18 protein-coding genes are annotated in these 18413 nt (G+C 67.6%); 11 read left to right on the forward strand and 7 right to left on the reverse strand.

Annotated elements, in window-relative coordinates; all coding sequences use genetic code 11:
- Nucleotides 1-128: 128 nt before the first annotated feature.
- The 4 genes from pdhA (at nucleotide 129) to EOHIBHHM_RS21585 (ending at nucleotide 3466) form a co-directional block, all read left to right on the forward strand.
- The gene (pdhA, locus tag EOHIBHHM_RS21570) at nucleotides 129-1247 is read left to right on the forward strand and encodes a pyruvate dehydrogenase (acetyl-transferring) E1 component subunit alpha (RefSeq protein WP_497258254.1); all 1119 of its coding nucleotides are present in this window, start codon (nucleotides 129-131) and stop codon (nucleotides 1245-1247) included.
- Nucleotides 1244-2278 carry an alpha-ketoacid dehydrogenase subunit beta gene (locus EOHIBHHM_RS21575; RefSeq protein ID WP_497258146.1) on the forward strand — a complete coding sequence of 345 codons (1035 nt, stop codon included), beginning with the start codon at nucleotides 1244-1246 and terminating at the stop codon, nucleotides 2276-2278. The genes pdhA and EOHIBHHM_RS21575 overlap by 4 nt, the downstream gene beginning before the upstream one ends.
- A gap of 50 nt (nucleotides 2279-2328) precedes the next feature.
- Nucleotides 2329-2712 (forward strand): PaaI family thioesterase, encoded by a 384-nt coding sequence (locus EOHIBHHM_RS21580; protein ID WP_497258148.1) that lies wholly within the window; start codon nucleotides 2329-2331, stop codon nucleotides 2710-2712.
- A 241-nt stretch (nucleotides 2713-2953) separates the two neighbouring features.
- The gene (locus EOHIBHHM_RS21585; protein WP_497258150.1) at nucleotides 2954-3466 is read left to right on the forward strand and encodes a pyridoxamine 5'-phosphate oxidase family protein; all 513 of its coding nucleotides are present in this window, start codon (nucleotides 2954-2956) and stop codon (nucleotides 3464-3466) included.
- A gap of 33 nt (nucleotides 3467-3499) precedes the next feature.
- Here the strand turns inward: EOHIBHHM_RS21585 and EOHIBHHM_RS21590 are convergent, their stop codons facing one another.
- Entirely contained in the window at nucleotides 3500-4504 is a 1005-nt protein-coding gene (locus EOHIBHHM_RS21590) for an LLM class flavin-dependent oxidoreductase (RefSeq protein WP_497258152.1), read from the reverse strand.
- 115 nt (nucleotides 4505-4619) lie between these two features.
- Between EOHIBHHM_RS21590 and EOHIBHHM_RS21595 the strand changes: the two genes are divergently transcribed.
- Nucleotides 4620-6020 carry an outer membrane protein assembly factor BamB family protein gene (locus EOHIBHHM_RS21595; RefSeq protein WP_497258154.1) on the forward strand — a complete coding sequence of 467 codons (1401 nt, stop codon included), beginning with the start codon at nucleotides 4620-4622 and terminating at the stop codon, nucleotides 6018-6020.
- Nucleotides 6021-6066: 46 nt separating this feature from the next.
- On the opposite strand, the gene EOHIBHHM_RS21600 is transcribed toward EOHIBHHM_RS21595, so the two are convergent.
- Complete coding sequence (locus EOHIBHHM_RS21600) at nucleotides 6067-7341, reverse strand: M24 family metallopeptidase (RefSeq protein ID WP_497258156.1); 1275 nt, start codon at nucleotides 7339-7341, stop codon at nucleotides 6067-6069.
- A gap of 75 nt (nucleotides 7342-7416) precedes the next feature.
- Here EOHIBHHM_RS21600 and EOHIBHHM_RS21605 point away from each other — a divergent pair, with 75 nt between their 5' ends.
- From EOHIBHHM_RS21605 to EOHIBHHM_RS21615, 3 genes are all read left to right on the forward strand, one after another.
- Nucleotides 7417-8142, forward strand: a complete 726-nt coding sequence (locus tag EOHIBHHM_RS21605; protein ID WP_497258158.1) for an EthD domain-containing protein — start codon at nucleotides 7417-7419, stop codon at nucleotides 8140-8142.
- A gap of 2 nt (nucleotides 8143-8144) precedes the next feature.
- Nucleotides 8145-8747 (forward strand): HD domain-containing protein, encoded by a 603-nt coding sequence (locus tag EOHIBHHM_RS21610; protein WP_497258160.1) that lies wholly within the window; start codon nucleotides 8145-8147, stop codon nucleotides 8745-8747.
- A 264-nt stretch (nucleotides 8748-9011) separates the two neighbouring features.
- Nucleotides 9012-9371, forward strand: a complete 360-nt coding sequence (locus tag EOHIBHHM_RS21615) for a cupin domain-containing protein (protein WP_497258162.1) — start codon at nucleotides 9012-9014, stop codon at nucleotides 9369-9371.
- Nucleotides 9372-9386: 15 nt separating this feature from the next.
- On the opposite strand, the gene EOHIBHHM_RS21620 is transcribed toward EOHIBHHM_RS21615, so the two are convergent.
- From EOHIBHHM_RS21620 to EOHIBHHM_RS21630, 3 genes are all read right to left on the reverse strand, one after another.
- On the reverse strand, nucleotides 9387-10352 hold the full coding sequence (locus EOHIBHHM_RS21620; RefSeq protein ID WP_497258164.1) for an NAD-dependent epimerase/dehydratase family protein: 966 nt from the start codon (nucleotides 10350-10352) through the stop codon (nucleotides 9387-9389).
- A gap of 184 nt (nucleotides 10353-10536) precedes the next feature.
- Entirely contained in the window at nucleotides 10537-10821 is a 285-nt protein-coding gene (locus tag EOHIBHHM_RS21625) for a hypothetical protein (protein ID WP_497258166.1), read from the reverse strand.
- Nucleotides 10822-10877: 56 nt separating this feature from the next.
- On the reverse strand, nucleotides 10878-12575 hold the full coding sequence (locus tag EOHIBHHM_RS21630) for a thiamine pyrophosphate-binding protein (RefSeq protein WP_497258168.1): 1698 nt from the start codon (nucleotides 12573-12575) through the stop codon (nucleotides 10878-10880).
- A 249-nt stretch (nucleotides 12576-12824) separates the two neighbouring features.
- On the opposite strand from EOHIBHHM_RS21630, the gene EOHIBHHM_RS21635 reads away from it, so the two are divergent.
- Entirely contained in the window at nucleotides 12825-13598 is a 774-nt protein-coding gene (locus tag EOHIBHHM_RS21635) for an IclR family transcriptional regulator (protein ID WP_497258170.1), read from the forward strand.
- A 97-nt stretch (nucleotides 13599-13695) separates the two neighbouring features.
- A complete protein-coding gene (locus EOHIBHHM_RS21640; RefSeq protein WP_497258172.1) occupies nucleotides 13696-13839 on the forward strand; it encodes a hypothetical protein in 144 nt (47 codons plus the stop codon).
- A gap of 80 nt (nucleotides 13840-13919) precedes the next feature.
- Here EOHIBHHM_RS21640 and EOHIBHHM_RS21645 read toward each other — a convergent pair whose 3' ends face one another.
- Nucleotides 13920-15863, reverse strand: a complete 1944-nt coding sequence (locus EOHIBHHM_RS21645) for an archaea-specific SMC-related protein (protein WP_497258174.1) — start codon at nucleotides 15861-15863, stop codon at nucleotides 13920-13922.
- A gap of 260 nt (nucleotides 15864-16123) precedes the next feature.
- Entirely contained in the window at nucleotides 16124-16753 is a 630-nt protein-coding gene (rdfA, locus tag EOHIBHHM_RS21650; RefSeq protein WP_497258176.1) for a rod-determining factor RdfA, read from the reverse strand.
- Between the two features lie 434 nt (nucleotides 16754-17187).
- On the opposite strand from rdfA, the gene EOHIBHHM_RS21655 reads away from it, so the two are divergent.
- Complete coding sequence (locus EOHIBHHM_RS21655; protein ID WP_497258178.1) at nucleotides 17188-18285, forward strand: DUF2334 domain-containing protein; 1098 nt, start codon at nucleotides 17188-17190, stop codon at nucleotides 18283-18285.
- The last annotated feature ends 128 nt before the right edge of the window (nucleotides 18286-18413 follow it).

An 18413-nucleotide genomic window follows, 5' to 3' on the forward strand; every position in this document is an offset into this window, starting at 1 on the left:
CCGCCGAACGTCGTCGGAGACGGATGAAGACGCGAGCGAACGGGCGACCGGACCTCTCGAGCGAACAGCGCACGGACGACAGATCGACGACTACCAGCGACCGACCCACGACCATCGACCACCACGACATGAGCGTACTCGACCACTCGACCGACGACTCGCCACGGTATCAGCTCTTGACCCCCGACGGGTCGAGAACCGACGAACCACTGCCCGACGACCTCGACGACGACACCCTGTTGGGCATCTACGAACACATGCGGCTGGCCCGCCGCTTCGACGAACGGGCGGTCAGCCTGCAGCGACAGGGCCGCATCGCCACCTACGCCCCGCTCGCTGGACAGGAGGCCTCGCAGGTCGCCAGCGCCTACGCGCTGGACGCCCAAGACTGGCTCTACCCCACCTACCGCGACCACGCCGCGAAGGTCGTCCGGGGCGTCCCCGTCGAGTCGCTACTCCTGACGATGATGGGCCACGGTGACGGCTACGCCGTCCCCGAGGACGTCAACGTGATGCCCGAGTACATCCCCATCGCGACACAGATCCCGCAGGCGGCGGGCGCAGCGATGGCGTCGCGCTATCTCGACGAGGACAGCGTCTACTGCTGTTACTTCGGCGACGGTGCGACCAGCGAGGGCGACTTCCACGAGGGGCTGAACTTCGCCGGCGTCTTCGACGCGCCGGTCGTCTTCTTCTGCAACAACAACCAGTGGGCCATCTCAGTGCCACGCGAACAGCAGACCGCCAGCGAGACCATCGCCCAGAAGGCCGACGCCTACGGCTTCGAGGGCGTGCAGGTCGACGGGATGGACCCGCTGGCGGTCTACGTCGCCACCCGCGAGGCCGTCGAGAAGGCGCGGAACCCGAGTCCCGGCGAGGCCCGACCGACGCTCATCGAGGCGGTGCAGTACCGCTTCGGCGCCCACACCACTGCCGACGACCCGGACGTCTACCGCGAGGGCGTCCCCGACGAGTGGCGCGAACGCGACCCGATCCCGCGCTACGAGACGTTCCTCCGGGAGACGGGCCGACTCGACGACGAGACCGACGACGCCATCTCCGACCGCATCGAGCGGCGGCTCGCCGACGCCATCGAGGCGGCCGAGTCCACGACGCCCGAGCCCGTCTCGGCGATGTTCGACCACGTCTACGCGGAGCCGTCGCCCGAACTCGAACGCCAGCGCGAGGAGTTGGAGCGACTCGTCGAGCGCTACGGCGAGGACGCCTTCCGGAGGGATCACTCGTGAGCCTCGCGTCGAACGGTCGAGGCGACAGTGAGGGTGACGGCGAACACGAGCAGCTGACGCTCGTCGACGGCGTCCGCGAGGCGCTGCGGACGGAGATGCAGCGCGACGACCGCGTGCTCGTGCTCGGCGAGGACGTCGGCAAGAACGGCGGCGTCTTCCGCGCGACCGGCGGACTGTACGACGAGTTCGGCTCCGCCCGCGTCGTCGACACCCCGCTGGCGGAGTCGGGTATCGTCGGGACGAGCATCGGGATGGCGACGAAGGGGCTTCGTCCCGTCGCCGAGATGCAGTTCATGGGGTTCATCTACCCCGCGTTCGACCAGCTCGTCTCCCACGCCGCGCGCCTGCGCAACCGGAGTCGCGGGCGGTTCACCTGTCCGCTGGTCGTCCGCGCCCCCTACGGCGGCGGTATTCGCGCGCCCGAACACCACTCGGAGTCGATGGAGGCGCTGTTCGCCCACCAGCCAGGGTTGAAAGTGGTCGTCCCGAGCACGCCGCGCGACGCCTACGGCCTGCTCCGGGCGTCGATCCGCGACCCCGACCCGGTCGTCTTCCTCGAACCGAAGCGCATCTACCGGTCGTTCCGCGAACCGGTCGACCTCGACGCCGAACCGGCCGCGTTGGGGGAGGCGACCGTCCGCCGCGAGGGGTCCGACGTCTCGGTGTTCACCTACGGGTCGATGGTGCCGGAGGCGTTGGAGGCCGCCGCGATGGCCGAGGAGGACCTCGGCGTCGACGTCGAAGTGGTCGACCTCCGGACGCTCTCGCCGCTGGACCGCGAGTCGATGGTCGCCTCGCTGAAGCGGACGGGGCGGGCCGTCGTCGTCCACGAGGCACCGCTCTCCGGCGGGTTCGGCGGCGAGATCGTCAGCGCGCTGCAGGAGGACGGCCTCTACCACCTCGAAGCACCCATCAAGCGCGTCGCCGGATTCGACACGCCCGTCCCGCTGCACGCGCTGGAGGACTTCTACCTGCCCGCACCGGTGCGCATCGCCGAAGGCATCCGCGAGACGGTCGAAGCCGAAGCGTAACTCAGGTAGACTGACCCTATTTTTAAGACGAGCGGGAGAGACGCACAGGCATGGACATCGAGGAGTTCTTCGAGACGATGCCCTTCGCCGACCTGCTGGGCGTCGAAGTCACCGAAGCCGAAGACGGCCACGCCGAAGGTCGCGTCGAGATGCGCGAGGAGTTGTCGTGGAACAGCGAGAAGCAGATGGCCCACGGCGGCGTCACGTTCACGTTGGCAGATACGGTGGGCGGCGCGGCGCTCGTTTCGCTCGTCGACCAACCCGTCCCGACCATCGACATGCGAATCGACTATCTGAGCGCCGGCACCGGCGACCTCCGGGCGGTGGCGGATGTCGTCCGCCTCGGCGGCGACATCGGCGTCGTCGACGTCGATGTCTACACCGAGGACGACGAACGCGCCGCGCAGGTCCGCGGCGTCTACAAGACGGGCTAGCGCGGCGATTACGCGACCGAAACGGCGGTGCGGCGCAGCGTGGGACGACGGAGCGTGGGGCAGCGCGGGACGGCACGGCGAAAGGGTGAGTGGTGGAGAGGGGGGTGTGGGGGGAGAGGAGGCGAGCGGGAAAACGAGAGTTCGGCCGCGGCGACGCCGTCGACTCGGTTCGGTCGGTCGGTGTCGAACGCGCACGTCAGGCGGCGAACACCTCAAGAGGAACGACGGCGGAGAGGCAGCGATGACGAGTTCAGAGAGACGAGACGAGGAGTCCGTGAACGCGACCCGGAGCAGACCCCAGACTGAGGAGAGTTACGGCATCCCCGAGAGCAGCGACGGACTGCTCCCGTGGTCGTTCGTCGCAGAGACGATGGCCGACGACCGTAACTACTGGGTGTCGACGACGCTGCCCGACGGTCGCCCGCACGCTCGACCGGTCTGGGGCGTCTGGGTCGACGGAACCATCCACTGCGGCGGCGGCGAGAAGACCCGGTGGGTCAGAAATCTCGCACACAACGACGCGATCACGGTCCATCGCGAGGACGCCGAGACGGTCGTCATCGTCGAGGGGACCGCGGAGCGATACACCGAGGGCGAGACGGACCCCGAAGTTCTGCGACGCATCGACGACGCCTACGAAGCGAAGTACGGGGTTCGCCACGGGACGCCCGTCTTTGCGATTCGTCCCGAACGCGTGCTCGCGTGGAGCGACTACCCGACCGACGCGACGCGGTGGACCTTCGGCGACGAGTGAGCGCGGGAGAGAAGAGAAAAAGGAGTTGGGGCCTTACGCGAAATTCGGCGCGACTTCGTCACCGAGACGTTCGATACACTCGACCATGCGCTCGGTGCCGATACCGGGGTGGTACGTCCGGAAGATGAAGTGGACGTCGTCGCCGAGCGCCTCACGGTAGGGTTCGAGTTCCTCGGTCACCTGCTCGGGCGTGCCGAAGATAGCCTGTTCCTTCAGCTCCTGTTTTCGCTCGTCTGAGAGCTCCGAGACGGACTCGCCGGAGAAGATCTCGGCGTAGCGCCGCTGGAGATAGAGGTACCCGTCTCGCATCGCCTCCCACGCCTCTTCGCGAGAGTCGCCGACGAACCCGTGCTGGAGGACGTAGATCGTGAACTCGTCGTCCAGCCCCTCCTCTTGGCGGACGTTGCGGATGTCGTCGACGCGTTTCTTCACGCCGCCGACCGAGAGCGACGAGGGAGCACACCAGCCGTCGGCGGTGCGGGCGGCGCGGCGAACGGCGGGTTTGGCCGCCCCGCCGAGCATGATGGGGAGGTGACCGTCGGGTTTGGGCGTGATCGAGGTCTCCGGTGAGACGTCGTTGAACGGCGAGTCGTGGTCGAGTGGCCCCTCCGACCACGCGCCTCTGAGGAGGTCGACCGTGTCGGCGAGGCGTTCGACGCGTTCGTTCTCGGGGACGCCGAACTCCGCGAACTCCCGTGGGTTCGACCCGATGGCGAGACCGAGGGTGAGCCGGTTGTTCGAGACGAGATCGACCGTCGCGGCGTCTTCGGCGAGTCTGACGGCGTTGTAGAGCGGCGCGAGCGCGATACAGGAACCGATCTCGATCTCGTCGGTCTCGGCCGCGAGCGCGCCGAGTGCGGGCATCGTCCCCGAGAGGTAACCGTCGTCGAGGAAGTGGTGTTCGGAGACCCACGCGCTGTCGAGACCGGCGTCCTCGATGGTGCGGGCGAGCGTCAACATCTCGTCGTAGATGTCGCTCGTGGGCCGGTCGTCGTCCGGGCGGCGCTGGCAGGTGAACAAACCCGTGCCGAGTTTCATGCGTGAGGGTCGGACGGACGGAACTTAACGGTTTGTCAGGAGCGTCCGAGCGCGTCGGTCAAACAGTCGTTTGACACTACGCAACCGATTTACGAGTACGGCGTGGAGACGAAGTATGTCACGTCCCCCGCGACTCACCCGCCGTCGCCTCCTCGGTACGGTGTCGAGCGTCGCCCTCCTCGCCGGTTGTACCGCCGGCCCTGGCCGGAACGACGTCCCCGAGACCACCCACGAACCGGACGGTCACAGTCCGCCACAGACCTGTGGAGACGGGAGCGGCGGAAGCGACGCCGACGGTGCCGCCGGCGGGAGAGCGCCCGACTCGTGGGCCGAGTTCGGCTACGACGCCGGCAACACTGCCGCTCCGACCGAGTGGAACGGTCCCTGCAGCGGCGACGTGCGCTGGACGTTCGACGGCGGGACGCCGACGATGAACAGTTCGCCGGTCACCCACGACGGAGTCGTCTACGGCGGCGGGTCGGGCGACCCCGGCGGCCTGTTCGCGCTCGACGCCGAGAGCGGCGAGGTGGAGTGGGAGATCGAGACGGACGGCTACGTCACGTCCGCGCCGGCCGTCGTCGGCGACACGCTCTACGTCGGCACGTGGGGCAAGACGTTCTACGCCGTCGACGTCGACGACGGGTCGGTACGGTGGTCCGTCGACGTCGGTCACCGCTTCGGGATGTCGTCGCCGACTGTGGTCGACGACACCGTCTACGTCGGCACGCTCGGCGACGCACCGCTCGTCGTCAGCGGGTCCGACGACGAGGGGTTCGCCGCGCCGGCCGTCCTCGCGCTCGACGCCGAGACGGGCGAAGAGCGCTGGCGCTACGACGAGTTCGGCGAGCGAGACGACGTCTCGGCGTCGCCGGCGGTCGTCGACGGCACCGTCTTCGTCCCCGTCGAGGGGACGCTGTACGCGCTGGACGCCGACGGCGGGTCGGTGACGTGGCAGCGGGCGCTGCACGTCCACCCGAACGCCTCGGTCGCCGTCCGCGACGGCGTCGTCTACTGCCCGACGATGCCGCCGCGCGGCGACGAGGAGCGCGACGAACCGCACGGACGACTGCTCGCACTCGACGCGACGAGCGGCGAGACGCGCTGGGCGGCGACCGTCGAGGACCTGAGCCTCCGGACGTCGCCGGCGGTGACGGACGACAGCGTCTACGTCGCCGCGACGACGACGACCGCCTGTCTCGCAACGGGCGGCGGCGACGAGACGTGCGAGTCGACGAGTCGCGGCCGACTCCACGCCTTCGACCGTGAGACCGGGACGCGACGCTGGGTCGCCGACGTCGAACCGGACACCCGGTCGTCGCCCGCAGTCGTCGGCGACACAGTCTACCTCGGCTGTCGGAACGGCCTCTCGGCGGTGACCACGGAGGGCGAGAGGGTGTTCCGTACCGACTTCGCCGACGAGGTGTACGTCCAGTCGTCACCCGCCGTCGCCGACGGCCGGGTCTACCTCGGCGCGTCGAACGGAACGCTGTACGCGGTCGGGAGCGTCCAGTACTGACGGAGAGGGCGTCTCGGAGGCAGGATCGAGAGCCGACTCGGGAGCGTCAGTAGTCGATAGTGGTTATCTCTTCGACGGGCCACTGACTCAGGATCTCGACGCCGTTTTCGCGGACGACGACCATCTCCTCGACGCGGACGCCCTGTCGCTCCGCCGGCTCTTGGGTCTCGACGGCCATCACCATCCCCTCCTCTAACTCGATGGGGTGGTCTTCGGAGATGCCGCGCCAGATGAGCGGCACCTCGTACAGCTGGAGTCCCAGTCCGTGCGCCCAGTGGTTGGTGGTCATCTGCCAGTGGTCGTCGGCGTCGTACCACTCGGCGTGTTCGCCCTCCATATCGGGGAACCCCTGCGAGACCTCGTCGGTGGTCGCCCCGGGTTCGATCCGTTCGAGCACGTCGTAGAGGTTGTCGCGGGCGGTCTCGTAGGCGTCCTTTTGCGCCTGCGTCGGTTCGCCGAGCGAGAACGTCCGGTAGTAACAGGAGCGGTAGCCGAGGTAGCCGATGTTGTACATGTCGGCGTAGACGAGGTCGCCGGGGCGCATCATCCGGTCCGTGGTGTTGGCCTGGTGCTTGGGCCACGTGTTCGGCCCCGAGGTGAGGTAGCCGCCGCCGACGAACGCCCCGTGTCGCCAGAGTTCACGCGTGACGTCGCCCCAGACCTCCGATTCTCTCCGTCCGGGACGCGCGTTCTCGACGACCTGCTGGAACCCCGCCTCGGCGATAGCCGCGACCATCCGCAGACACTCGATCTCGTCTCTCGTCTTCACCTTCCGCGCATCTTCCATCACGGCCGAGCACGTCTCGGTGTCGACGTCGACGCCCTGTCGTTCGAGAGCGTCGACGAGGCCCGCGTTGCCGACGTCGAGGCCCATCGCCTCCCCTTTCAGGTCGTAGTCGTCGAGCGCCGTGGCGACTGTCTCGGCCATCTTGTCGAGGAGGAAGCGTCGGGCCGACTGACTGCCGGAGGCGCGCGGCACGTTGCCGAGGCCGGGACACGCGTAGCGGACGTCGTTCAGCCACGGGCAGTTGAACCGCTGGTTCGAGGCGTGGTCGGCCGTGTCCCAGTGGACGACGTTGCCGTCTTCGAGCAACAGCGAGTAGTGGTCCGCGCCGCTCCCGCCGGTCATCGCGAGACCGGTGACGTAGCGGATGTTGGGGTCCGAGAGGAGCAACATCGAACTCAGACCGGCGTCGCGCATCCGTTCGAGCGCGCGCTCCTTCCGTTCGTTGCGCATGCGCTTCGTGTCGATGCGCTCCTCCCAGTCGACGGCCATGGTTCCGCGGGTGCCCTCCATGAAGTCGCGTTCGTAGAACGTCATGTTCTCTCGTCCGCAGTGTGGTCCCTTAATTCCTCCCTCATGATTTATACTCACGAACCGAGTGGGTGGGAGTGAATGAGTCTCTACAAGCACATTGCACTTCTCGTCCGGAAGGACGGGATGAGCCACGACGAGTTCGTCGACTACTGGCAGACCAACCACACCCCCATCGCCCGCGAGATCGAGGGCGTCGTCAAGTACAGCACTGTCCAACCCGTGACCCCCGAGGCGGCGGAGTTCGACGGACTCGCGGAGCTCTACTTCGACGACCTCGATGCGCTCCACGACGCGCTCGGCAGCGAGGGCTCCCGCGACTACGACCCCGCGAAGGGGAAGGCCAAGGAAGCCCGTGAGGACGTCGACAACTTCCTCGACGTCGAGAGCCGCCCGCGGTTCATCGGCGAGGTCAAGGTTCAAAGAGACGACGCCGACGGCGACACGGACGGTCTCTACAAGCACTCGGCGTTTCTCGTCCGCAAAGAGGGGATGAGCCACGGCGAGTTCGTCGACTACTGGCAGACCAACCACACCCCCATCGCCCGCGAGATCGAGGGCGTCGTCAAGTACGACACGGTGATTCCGACGAACCCCGAGGCGGCGGAGTTCGACGGCGTGGCGGAGCTGTACTTCGAGGATCTCGACGCGCTACACGACGCACTGGGCAGCGAGGGTTCGCGCGACTACGACCCCGCGAAGGGGAAGGCCAAAGAGGCCAGAGAGGACGTCGACAACTTCCTCGCCATCGGCGAGCGCCCGCGGTTCATCGGGCGAGAGACCGTCCAGAAGGACGAACTCAGATAGCGATGGCGACCGACTTCAGCGACCTACGGACGCAGGTCGAAGACGCGTTCCCCGAACTCGCGGAGATCGACGACGACGAGTTGCGCGAGCAGGTCGTCGAGGCGTGGTGTCTCGGCCTCTCTCGTGGCGGGTGGCGCGACGTCCACGACATCCCCTACGCGTGGAACATCCACGAGACGGACAACGTCGAACACGTCCGCGGCGTGACGCGAATCGCCCTCAAATCGGCCGAAGAACAGCGCGAGTTCCACGGCGCGGAGCCGGATACGGACGTCGTCGTCGCCGCCTGCCTCCTGCACGACGTCGGCAAGTGCTACGAGTACGTCGGCTTCGTCGACGACGACGTGCTGGACGAGCCGAACCCCGAGTACGCCTCCTCGGAGGTGCCGCACTCCATCTCCGGCTACGCGCTGGCCCACGAGGTGGGCTGTCCGCTGGCCGTCCAGCGGGCGATCCCGCACTTCCTCGGCGAGGTGCCGACGCGGACGCTGGAGGCCGAACTGGTCAAGAGCGCGAACTCGGCGTCGTCGAACGCGATCACGTACGCGACGATGGGGATCAGTCTGAAAGAGTGGGTGCAGGAGTACTCGCAGACGCAGAAGTGAGTGGGCGAACTGTGGGGAGTACACGGAGTGTTCTCCCGATTCGGGTTCGGGGGGTGGTGAGCAGTGGAGGGATCGAGACGTGGCTCGGGACTGCTCGACAAACGAGACAGCCACGCCCTCCCCACCCGATTCGCTCACTCGCTCCCGCTCGTTCGCTCATCCCTCGCACGCTGACTGGCGTGACACGGAGGTCACGCCAGCGTGCGCCACAACGGAAGGCCGGCTGGACGCACCTTTTTCCGTCTCTCGTGTGAAGCGCCGACGATGCACGAACGACTCAACCTCGACGAGACGGACGCCCGCGACCTCGAGGAGTTCGACCCGAAGCTGAAAGCCGTCGGCTACGAACTCCGACCCGAACAGATGCGCCCGAGCGTCTGGGTGTACGAGGCGGGCGACGCCTCGAACCGACATTACCACGAGGAGCAGGAGGAGCTCTACCACGTGCTCTCGGGGCGTTTCGAACTGCGCTTCGAGGACGAGACCGAGGAGTTGACTGCGGGCGATATGATCGTCGTCTCGCCCGACGAGATCCGCCAGTTGGTCTGTGTCGAGGCGGGCGAGGTGTTCGTCGTCGGCGCGCCGTCGGTGAAAGACGACGGCGTCGTCGTCGACGACGAGTAGCGTCGGGGACTCGTCTCAGACCGCCTCCAACCCCGCCTCCTCGCGCAGCACGTCGATGTACTGCCGGAAGCCGGCTTCGAGGTCGTACTCGGGGTCGTAGCCCAGATCCTCCTTGGCCTTGGTCATGTCGAGTTTCTGCGTCCACGGGAGTTCGCCCTCGTCGGAGACGGTGAGGTCCGCGTCGGGCAGGATGTGCTGGACCGTCTCGGCGGCCTCGCGGATCGTCGCGAGTTCGCCGCGGACGTTGTAGATGCGCTGGGTCAGGTCCTCTTCGGGGGCGAAGGCGGCACAGCGGAACGACTGGGCGATGTCGCGGACGTGCTGCCAGTCGACGTGCTGGTCGCCGTACTCCACCGAAAAGGACTCGCCGACCGCGGGTTTCTCGACGATGTTCGCGAGGAACGCCGACCCGCCGGTCTCGCGGTACGGGCCGTAGGCGACGGTGGGACGGACGCCGACGTGCGAGACGCCGAAGTCCTCGTGGTAGACCTTCGCCTGGTGTTCGTTGTACTCTTTCGTCGCGCCGTAGAGCGTGTCCGGGTAGACGAGGTCGTCCTCCGTGACCCACCAGTCACCGCCGTCGTCGTAGTTCGTCGGCGGCGCGTAGACGGCGGCGCTGGAGGCCCACGCGACACGTTCGACCTGCTCCGAGAGGGTGCGGGCGGCCTCGAAGACGTTGTTCGTCCCCTGGACGTTGACGTCGAGCGCGAGTCGCGGGTTCTCGCGGGCGGTCGTCGTCAGGAGCGCCGCGAGGTGGACGACGTGGGTCGCACCGGTCTCCTTGATGGCGCGGATCACGTCGGTCGAGTCGGAGACGTCGCCGCGACGGATCTCCACGTCGTCGGCGATGCCGAGTTTCTCCAGGATACGGGGGTCCGTCGAGAGGTCGTAGGCGACGACGTCGTGGCCGTGTTCCAGCAGGTCTTCGGCGACGTAGGAACCGATGAACCCGGTCCCGCCAGTTACCAACACTGTAGACATGCTCGAAAGAGGTCGCGTCGCGAGCAAAAAGGTTTCCCAGGAACGTCCGTGTGGATTCGGTCGCCGATGCGACGGACGCGACGGCCTCAGCAGTAGCGCTGGAGCAGCCACGCGCCGCCGGCGCCGACGCCGAGCGCGACGCTCCCGAAGGCGACGAGGCCGAAAACGTGCGCGAACGCCTCGATCACCGGCCGCCCTCCCGTGGGCTCTTCGAGACGTTCGAGATGGGTTTCGCCTCCAGTCGCGCCCGTTCACGGGCGTTGGCGGCGACGCCGGCGACGAGCGAGACGCCGAGACTCGACAGCGCGAGCGCCGCGACCGGGAGCGAGAGCAGGACGCCGCGGACGTCGTCGGTGACGTAGAAGTACGGGAGCGACACGCCGAGGGCGAGCACCGTCGCGATCGCGGCGTTGGCGGCGAGCCACGAGGCCCGACTGCGGACGCGTTCGGCGGGGGTCTGGGTCAGCATAGACCGGAGTGGTCCCGGTCTCGTACATGAAGGTTCGGCGGCGAACGACGGTGAGGCTACTCGTGTAGTCCGCCGACCTGCGCGTAGAACGACGACTGCAGCGTCTCGGCCATGTCCTGCTCGCGGTCGATGCGGACGTCGACGACCGTGGGGACGTCGCTGGCCTTCCCCTCGCGCAGGGCGTCGGCGAGGTCGTCGGCAGTCGTGACGCGGCGACCGACCGCGCCGAACCCCTCCGCGACTTTCACGAAGTCGGTGTCGTGGAACTCGACGCCGGAGATGTCGTCCGGCCCGTGCTGCATCTGTCGGACCATCCCCAGACTCGTGTCGTTGAGCACGACAAATGTGGGAGAAACGCCGTACTCGACGGCCGTCTCGACGCTCGTCATCGTCATCGTGAACCCGCCGTCGCCGGCGACCGAAATCACGTCTTTGTCGGTCGCGAGCGCAGCCGAGACGGCCGCCGGGTTCGCCCAGCCCATCCCGCCGACGCCACCGCTGCCGAAGTAGGTGCGGACGGCCGGCGTCTGGAGGTAGTTCAAGAGCCAGAAGCGGTTGTTCCCCGAGTCGGCGGTGACGAGGGTGTCCTCGTCGACGACGGCCTGAATCTCTTTGGCGGCGCGCTGCGGGAGGATAGGGGAGGCGTCGGAGTCGCACTCCGGGGCGGTGAACGACTCGCGGGCCTCGCGGGCGCGGTCGAGCGCCCAGTCGTTCTCGCCGCCGCCGGCCTCGGCGAGTTCGCGCAGCGACTCCGTGGCGTCGCCGATCAGACCCACGTCCGCCGGGTAGACCCACCCCGCGTTCCGGGTGTCGACGTCGGCGTGGACGATGGTCTGCTCGTCGGGGCGGATAAACGTCGGCGCCTGCCAGTTGGTGTCCATCGGGTTCATCCGACAGCCGACGACGAGCAGCGCGTCGGCCTCGCTGACGACCCGGTTGGCCCCTTCGTGGCCGAACGACCCGATGACGCCCGCCGCCCGGTCGTCGGTCTCGGGGAACGTCGACTTGCCGAGATAGGAGGTGGTGACGACGGCGTCGTACGCGTCGGCGACGGCCGCGAGTTCGTCGTAGGCCTTCGCCGCGTGGACGCCGTTGCCGGCGACGATGACTGGGCGGTCGGCGTCGGCGAGGGCGTCGACGGCGGCGGCGACGTCCTCGGCGGTCGGCCGCGACAGCCACGTTCGGGTCTGCTGGACCGGGTCCCAGACCGGCGGAACAGGGTCGTCGGGGACGTCCTTCGTCACGCCGGTGCCGTCGAGGACGACGGCGGTGGGGCCGGGGCGGCCCGCGACGGCGTGTTTGAACGCCAGTTGGACGCTCCGCAGGGTCTCCGTCGGCGTGCGCGGGAACCAGTGTTCCTTCGTCACCCCGTCGAGGATCTTCGGCAGGTCCAATCCGCCATAATCGCCGCGGGCCTGCTGGTAGGGCGCGAGCGTCGAGTAGTCGCCGCGCTCGCTGGCCTCCGTGAGCACGACCATCGGCGACGACGACAGTCGCGCCTCCATCTGACCGATGACGCCCAGACTGCCGATCCACGGCCCCTGCCCGGAGAGGACGCCCGGTTGGCCGGTCAGCCGGCCGTGCATCTCGGCCATCACGCTCGCCTCGCGCTCGTCGCGCGGCCGGACGAGGTCGACGTCGGACTCGGGGAGGTGGTCGAACAGTTCGATGACGCGCCCGCCGGGATAGCCGAAGACGCGCTCGACGCCGAGCGCCTCCAGCGTCTCGACGATCGCTTCGGCGGTCGACGTCATGCGACTGACTCCGGGGTGCGGTCGGTAGGCGTCTCGGCGTCGCCGTGGCTGGGGTCCTCCCACTGGAGGACGCAGTCGGCCGTCTTCGTCATGCTACCGGATACCACTTCGTTCGGGTACTTTGCTCTGTTGGTGGTCGAACCCCTCGGGTCGACCCGTCGGCCGGAGAGACGAGAGGAAAAGAGAGACGGAGGCGTTCGTGTAGCTCGAACAAGATTTATGTGGCCGTGGTGCGGTCGATGACGTATAATGATGAACGAACCCCAGTCACGGCCGGTGAAGACGGCCGAAACCTCGTTCGCACTCCTCGAACAGTTGAGCGAGGCCGAAGGTGACTCACTCGGCGTCACGGAACTGGCCGAGCAGGTCGGGTTGGCGAAGAGCACCGTCCACCGACACGTCGCGACGCTCGAATCGCTCGGGTTCGTCGCCCGCGAAGGCAACGAGTATCGGATCGGCCTCCGACTCCTCGACTTCGGACTGCGAGCGCGCGACCGACACGACCTCTACCACATCGCCCGGCCGAAGGTCGAGGAGCTGGCCGAGGTGACGGGCGAGAAGGTGTGGTGTATCACCGAAGAACAGGGCCGAAGTGTCCACCTCTACGGTGCCTCGGGGGAGCACTCCGTGCAGACGAGCGCCCGAGCGGGCGCGTGGGGCTACCTCCACCAGCACGCCGCCGGGAAGGCCATCCTCGCCCACCTCCCGGCCGAGCGCGTCCAGCGGATCGTCGACGGGCACGGGCTGCCGGCGAAGACGCCGAACACGATCACCGACGAGACGGAGCTGTTCGAACAGCTCGAACAGATCGTCGACCGGGGTTACGCGTTCAACCGCGAGGAGTCGATCACGGGGCTGCACGCCGTGGGCGCACCCGTCACCGACGACGAGGGGGTCGCTATCGGCGCGATCAGCGTCTCGGGGCCGGCGAACCGCCTGAAGGGCGAGCGGTTCACCGACGAACTGCCGGACCTGCTGCTCGGCGCGACCAACGAGATCGAGATCAACCTGAGCTTCTCGTAACAGATTCGTTCGAACTATTCGGACAGGTGGAGAGAGTGTTACACGACTACGTACGTAACGGATCGTGAGCCCGGAGCTCCGGCGTCGAGGATGGAGCGTGACCGGACGTGACTCGACGGGTGGCGGCACGACGGAGGGAGGGCGGTGTGGACGCGAGACGGGGCGACGACAGGCCGGCCGCGTGAACGCGACGCGACGCGACGCGTTCGTCCCGGTCGCTCAGAGGGGTCATCGTAGCTAACCGGAAGACCAGCACTCCTCGGCGACCCACAGGGTTCGATTCTCCAGAAGAAAATCTACGAGCTTCTACGACAACCCCGCTCAGATGTCGGTGACGCGGGCGTGTCGCTCGTCGACGGCGGCGGCGTCCTCCGGGAGCAGCGCCACGACGAGGTAGTCGGCGTAGTCGGTCATGTAGTCGATGAGCTTCGCGATGCGTTCGGAGTCGATCGCCTCCAGCGAGTCCAAGAGGATGAACGGCAGCGTCTCGTAGACGTCGTGGGCGAGATACCCCGCGAGCGCGAAGATGAGCCCCGTCACCTCGCGTTCGCTCTCCGAGAGGTGGTCGACGGTGTCCTCGTAGGTGCGGCCGTCGGCGGCGCTCCGGATGATGTGCAGGTCGAAGTGGCTCTTGGTCACCTTGCGTCGACCCTCGCGGACCTCGCGTTCGGTGCGTTCGATCCAGATGCGGTCGATGTTCTCGTAGGCGAGTTCACCGAGCACGGCGTCCATGTGGTCGTTGAACTCGTCGACCATCTGCTGTTCGATGCGCTCGATGCGGGTCCGGAGCTCTTCGAGTTCCTCCTGGATCTCCTCGCGGCGCGTCTCCAGTTCGTCGCGCTCCGCGAGTCGGTCCTCGACCGAGCGGATCTCGTCTTCGACCGACGACAGCTCCTTCTCGAGTCGCTGGACCTCGAACTCGAGCTGGTTGGCCTCCTTGTGTCGGTCGAGCACCTCGCTGTACTCCTCGGTCTCGAGTTCGTCGACCTCGGTCTCGAGGTCCGCGAGCTCGTCGATGAGCTCGTCCTCGCGCGTCTCGAGGTCCTCGACGGTGTGTTCGCGGCGGCGGATCTCGTCTTCGATCTCGTCGAGCCGTCGGTCGAGCCGCTGTTTCTTCTTCTGGGTCCCCTCGAGCGACCGCTTCTTCGACTGGAGGTCGTCGATCTCGGAGGTCAGCTCGTTGCGGGTCGAGAGCTTCGAGGACCGCAGCTCCCGCAGGCGGTCGAGCGTGTCCTCGATCTGGCCGGTCTCGACCTCCGAACCACAGGTCCAACAGACGGTCGTGTCGGTCTCGACGAGCTGGTCGGTGACCGACCCGTTCGACTCCGGCTGGAGCGCGCTCTGAAACTCGCTACGGCCGCCCTCGAGCATCTCCTCGTTGAACTGGATGAGCGACTGGAGTTCGCTGACGACCGAGTCGATGGTCTCGGACTGCCCGCGCAGCCGCTGGATCTGCTTGTCGAGCTCCTGGATCTCGTCGTCGGGTGCGGTGGGGAGCTCCGAGCGTTCCTCGGAGACCTCGTCGCGGTCGGCGCGCAGCGCCTCGAGACTGTCGCGTTCGGTCTCCATGTCGAAGCGGACGTCCTCCAGCGCCGACTCCGTCTCGCGGAGCTCCTGGAGTTTGGCGTCCAGCTCGGACTGCTCCTCGCGGGACTCTTCGACGTCGGCGTCGAACTCCTCGAGCGCCTCGCGTTTCTCCTCGAGTTCGGCCCGCTGGTCGTCGATCTGGGACTGGAGTTTGGTCCGCTTCTCCTCGAGTCCGGGGAGGCGGCGTTTCAGTCCGTCGAGGTCGTCGAGTTTGGCGTCGATGTCGCGTTTGGTCGACTGGAGTTCGCTGATCTCCGCCTGGATCGCGTCGGTGTCGACCGGCCGCATCACGAGTTCGTGGAGGTCGTCGCCGCGCGCGACCGCCTGTCGCGCCTCGTTCATCTCGAGGAGGAACGCGAAGAGGTCGCCGAGTTCGGGGTCCTCGAGGAACGGGGTGCCGTCGGAGACGACGGTGCCGTTCCGTCGGCGGAGCGTCCGAGTGTACGTCTCGTCGCCGAGCTGGAGCTCGACGTGCGCCTCGTCGGCGTCCCGCTTGATGGAGACGTTGTCGCTGCCGAGCGCCGCCATGATTGCCTGCAGGAGCGACGTCCGGTTCGTCGCGTTGCGCCCGGTCAGCGCCGTGACGCCGCGCTCGAGTGTGACCGTCGTCTCGTCGATGCCGCCAACGTTCCTGACCTGAAGTTCAGCACGTTCGGCCGAAAACTGCCGAGATTCCATTAGTGTTCGGCATATGGTGCCCCTGGTATTTACGTTTCGGGGTCTCGTCAGAAGCGGTCTCGAGCGACGAGCGACGAGAGGTCGCGATCAACCGGATCGGCGTACTCGACCGTGTCGACGGCGTCGTCACGCGACCGGATCGACGCCGTCTGTGTCGTCACGCGACCGCCGGCGTCACTCCCTCACGCGACCGCCGGCGTCACTCCCTCACGCGACCGCCGGCGTCACTCCCTCACGCAACCGGGTCGGCGTCACCCCCCTCACTCGGCCGTGTCGGCGGCGTCGGCTGTGTCGGCGTCGTCGACAGCGGCGGTGTCGCTCGCGCGTTCCTCGAACAGTTCGCCCACGTCGTACGTCTCGCCGGTCGCCGTCTCGATGACGCGGACGTCGACCATCACGTCGAAGTCGTCGATGTCGAGACGACCGGTGTCCCGGAGGTTCTCGATGATGTTCGTCGCGACCGCGCGCGTCCGCCCCTTCAGCTGCTGGATCGTCTGTTGGTTCTTCTCGAGTTTCGCCCGGTCGTCTTCGGGTTCGGTCTGCTTCGAGACGCCGCGGTGTTTCGTCAGGTAGGTGTGGACCGCCTGGTGGGAGACGAAATCCCGGAGGACGCTCTCGACGTCGACGTCGTCGCGTTCGAGGGACCGCTTCGCCTCGGTCCGGACACCGCTGCTGACGTCGTCGCCGGTCAGCAGTCGGTACGTGTTCTCGACCTCGCCGTCGATGGGGTTCAGACCGGCCTCCCGCATCGCGCTCGCGAGGACGCGACGGTTGAACACGTCCGCCAGCGACCGGAGACTCTCTCCCTCGTCGACCCACCGTTCGACCAGTTCGTCGCCGAGTCCGTTCAACGAGTACGCGTCGATGACGCGACTGACCTTGCTGTTCATCGGATGTCTCCTCCGCTTCGAGTCGCCGCTCGTTCGCACGCGTCGGCCATTGTCGACCGTTACTCGGAGCGCAGTTAAAAACCCTCGCTCTGTGACGCGAGCGCCACGAGCGGGGCCGAGCGTGACCACGGAGCGTCGCCGACGAGTGCGTCTCGACGGGCGAGCGCGGTCGAGAGGGCCTGTTACACGAGTAGACGTGTAATCCGCGGCGGTCGTCGGTCTCGGCGAGGAGTCGGACGCGGCGGGGACGCGGCGAGGAGTCGGACGCGGCGGGGACGCGGCGAGGAGTCGAGCCACCGGCGGTCGGGTCTGCTCCGCGGTGGGAGGAACGAGCGTCCGTCTCGCGAGGTAGGAACTCCGTACCGACCGCCGACGGGACGGACGAGTCGGTAGGGCGTTCATACTCATTACCCCGCCTGCGTGTAGAGGTGGGTGTGACGACTCTGCTCCGCGGAGCGGTCGCAGTCGCCGCGTTGCTGCTCGTCGTTCTCGCCGTGGCGCTCACCGGCGCACCGAGTTTTCCGCTGCGCGGCGACGCCGACTACCGGACGGTCGTGATCTTCCGGAACGACGACCTCGAACCGGGCAACCGCGACGACCTCCGGCGGACGGTCGACCGCGTCTTCCTCGAGGCGGGGGTGCCGCTGACGAACGCCGTCGTCCCGACGAGCGGCGGCGAACCGATCGACAGAAACGAGGCGTTCTGTCGCGAACTGCGGGCCGTCCGCGACGGCAACTCCGGGCGCAACGACAGCTCCGGCCGCATCGAGTACGCGCTGCACGGCTACTTTCACGACGAGAGCGACACCGGCTTCTACAGCGAGCGGCGGCCCGACCTCCTGACCGAGTTCGGCGGCCTCCCGTCGGCCGAACAGCACCGCCGCGTCACCGAGGGGAACGTCGTCCTGACGCGGTGTCTCGGCGAACCGCCCGCGTCGTTCGTCCCGCCGTACGGCACCTACGACGAGGAGACGGTGCGGGCGCTCGTCGCCGAGAACGTCACCGTCGTCAGCGCCGACGCCTGGTTCACCGACCTCCACTACGGGGAGTCGAGCGTCTTCGAGACCGAGGGCGTCCTCCACGTCCCCCGGACCGGCGGGTTCGTCGAAGACTGGGAGACGTACGAGTTCTTCGACCGCGAGACGCTCCGCGAGGAGTTCGACGCCGCCTACCGGAACGGCGAGCTCTACGTCCACGTCCTCCACTACTGGACCTTCGACACGACGGCCAAGCAGGACGACCTCCGGTGGTTCCTCGAGTACGTCGCGAGCCACGACGACGTGCTGTTTCTGACCGTCGGCGAGTTCGCCGACGCCTACCGGGACGGACGGTTGGAGCGGGTCGACGGCGGGTGGATGCTCCACGACGAGTCGACGACGGGGGACGGCCTCACGACAGGGAATGGGCCCAAGACGGAGGGTTATCCCCCGTCGGGCGACGAATCCGCGACCGTCGTCGCCGACGAACGCCGGGTGGACGGCCGCGAACGCGACTCCGAGCGGGTCGAGCGCGGAAGCGACCGACGAGAGTGAGCGGCGAGCGACGGTGAGCGGTGAAGGTTGAACGATGAGCGACGACGTACCCGAGGCGTCGCCGGTAAGCCGTCGCTGCCGTCCCATCAGCGAGCGCACACTTACGGTCGTGGACGGCGAGCGTCGAG

It is taken from the genome of Halogranum roseipondis (genome assembly GCF_059695585.1).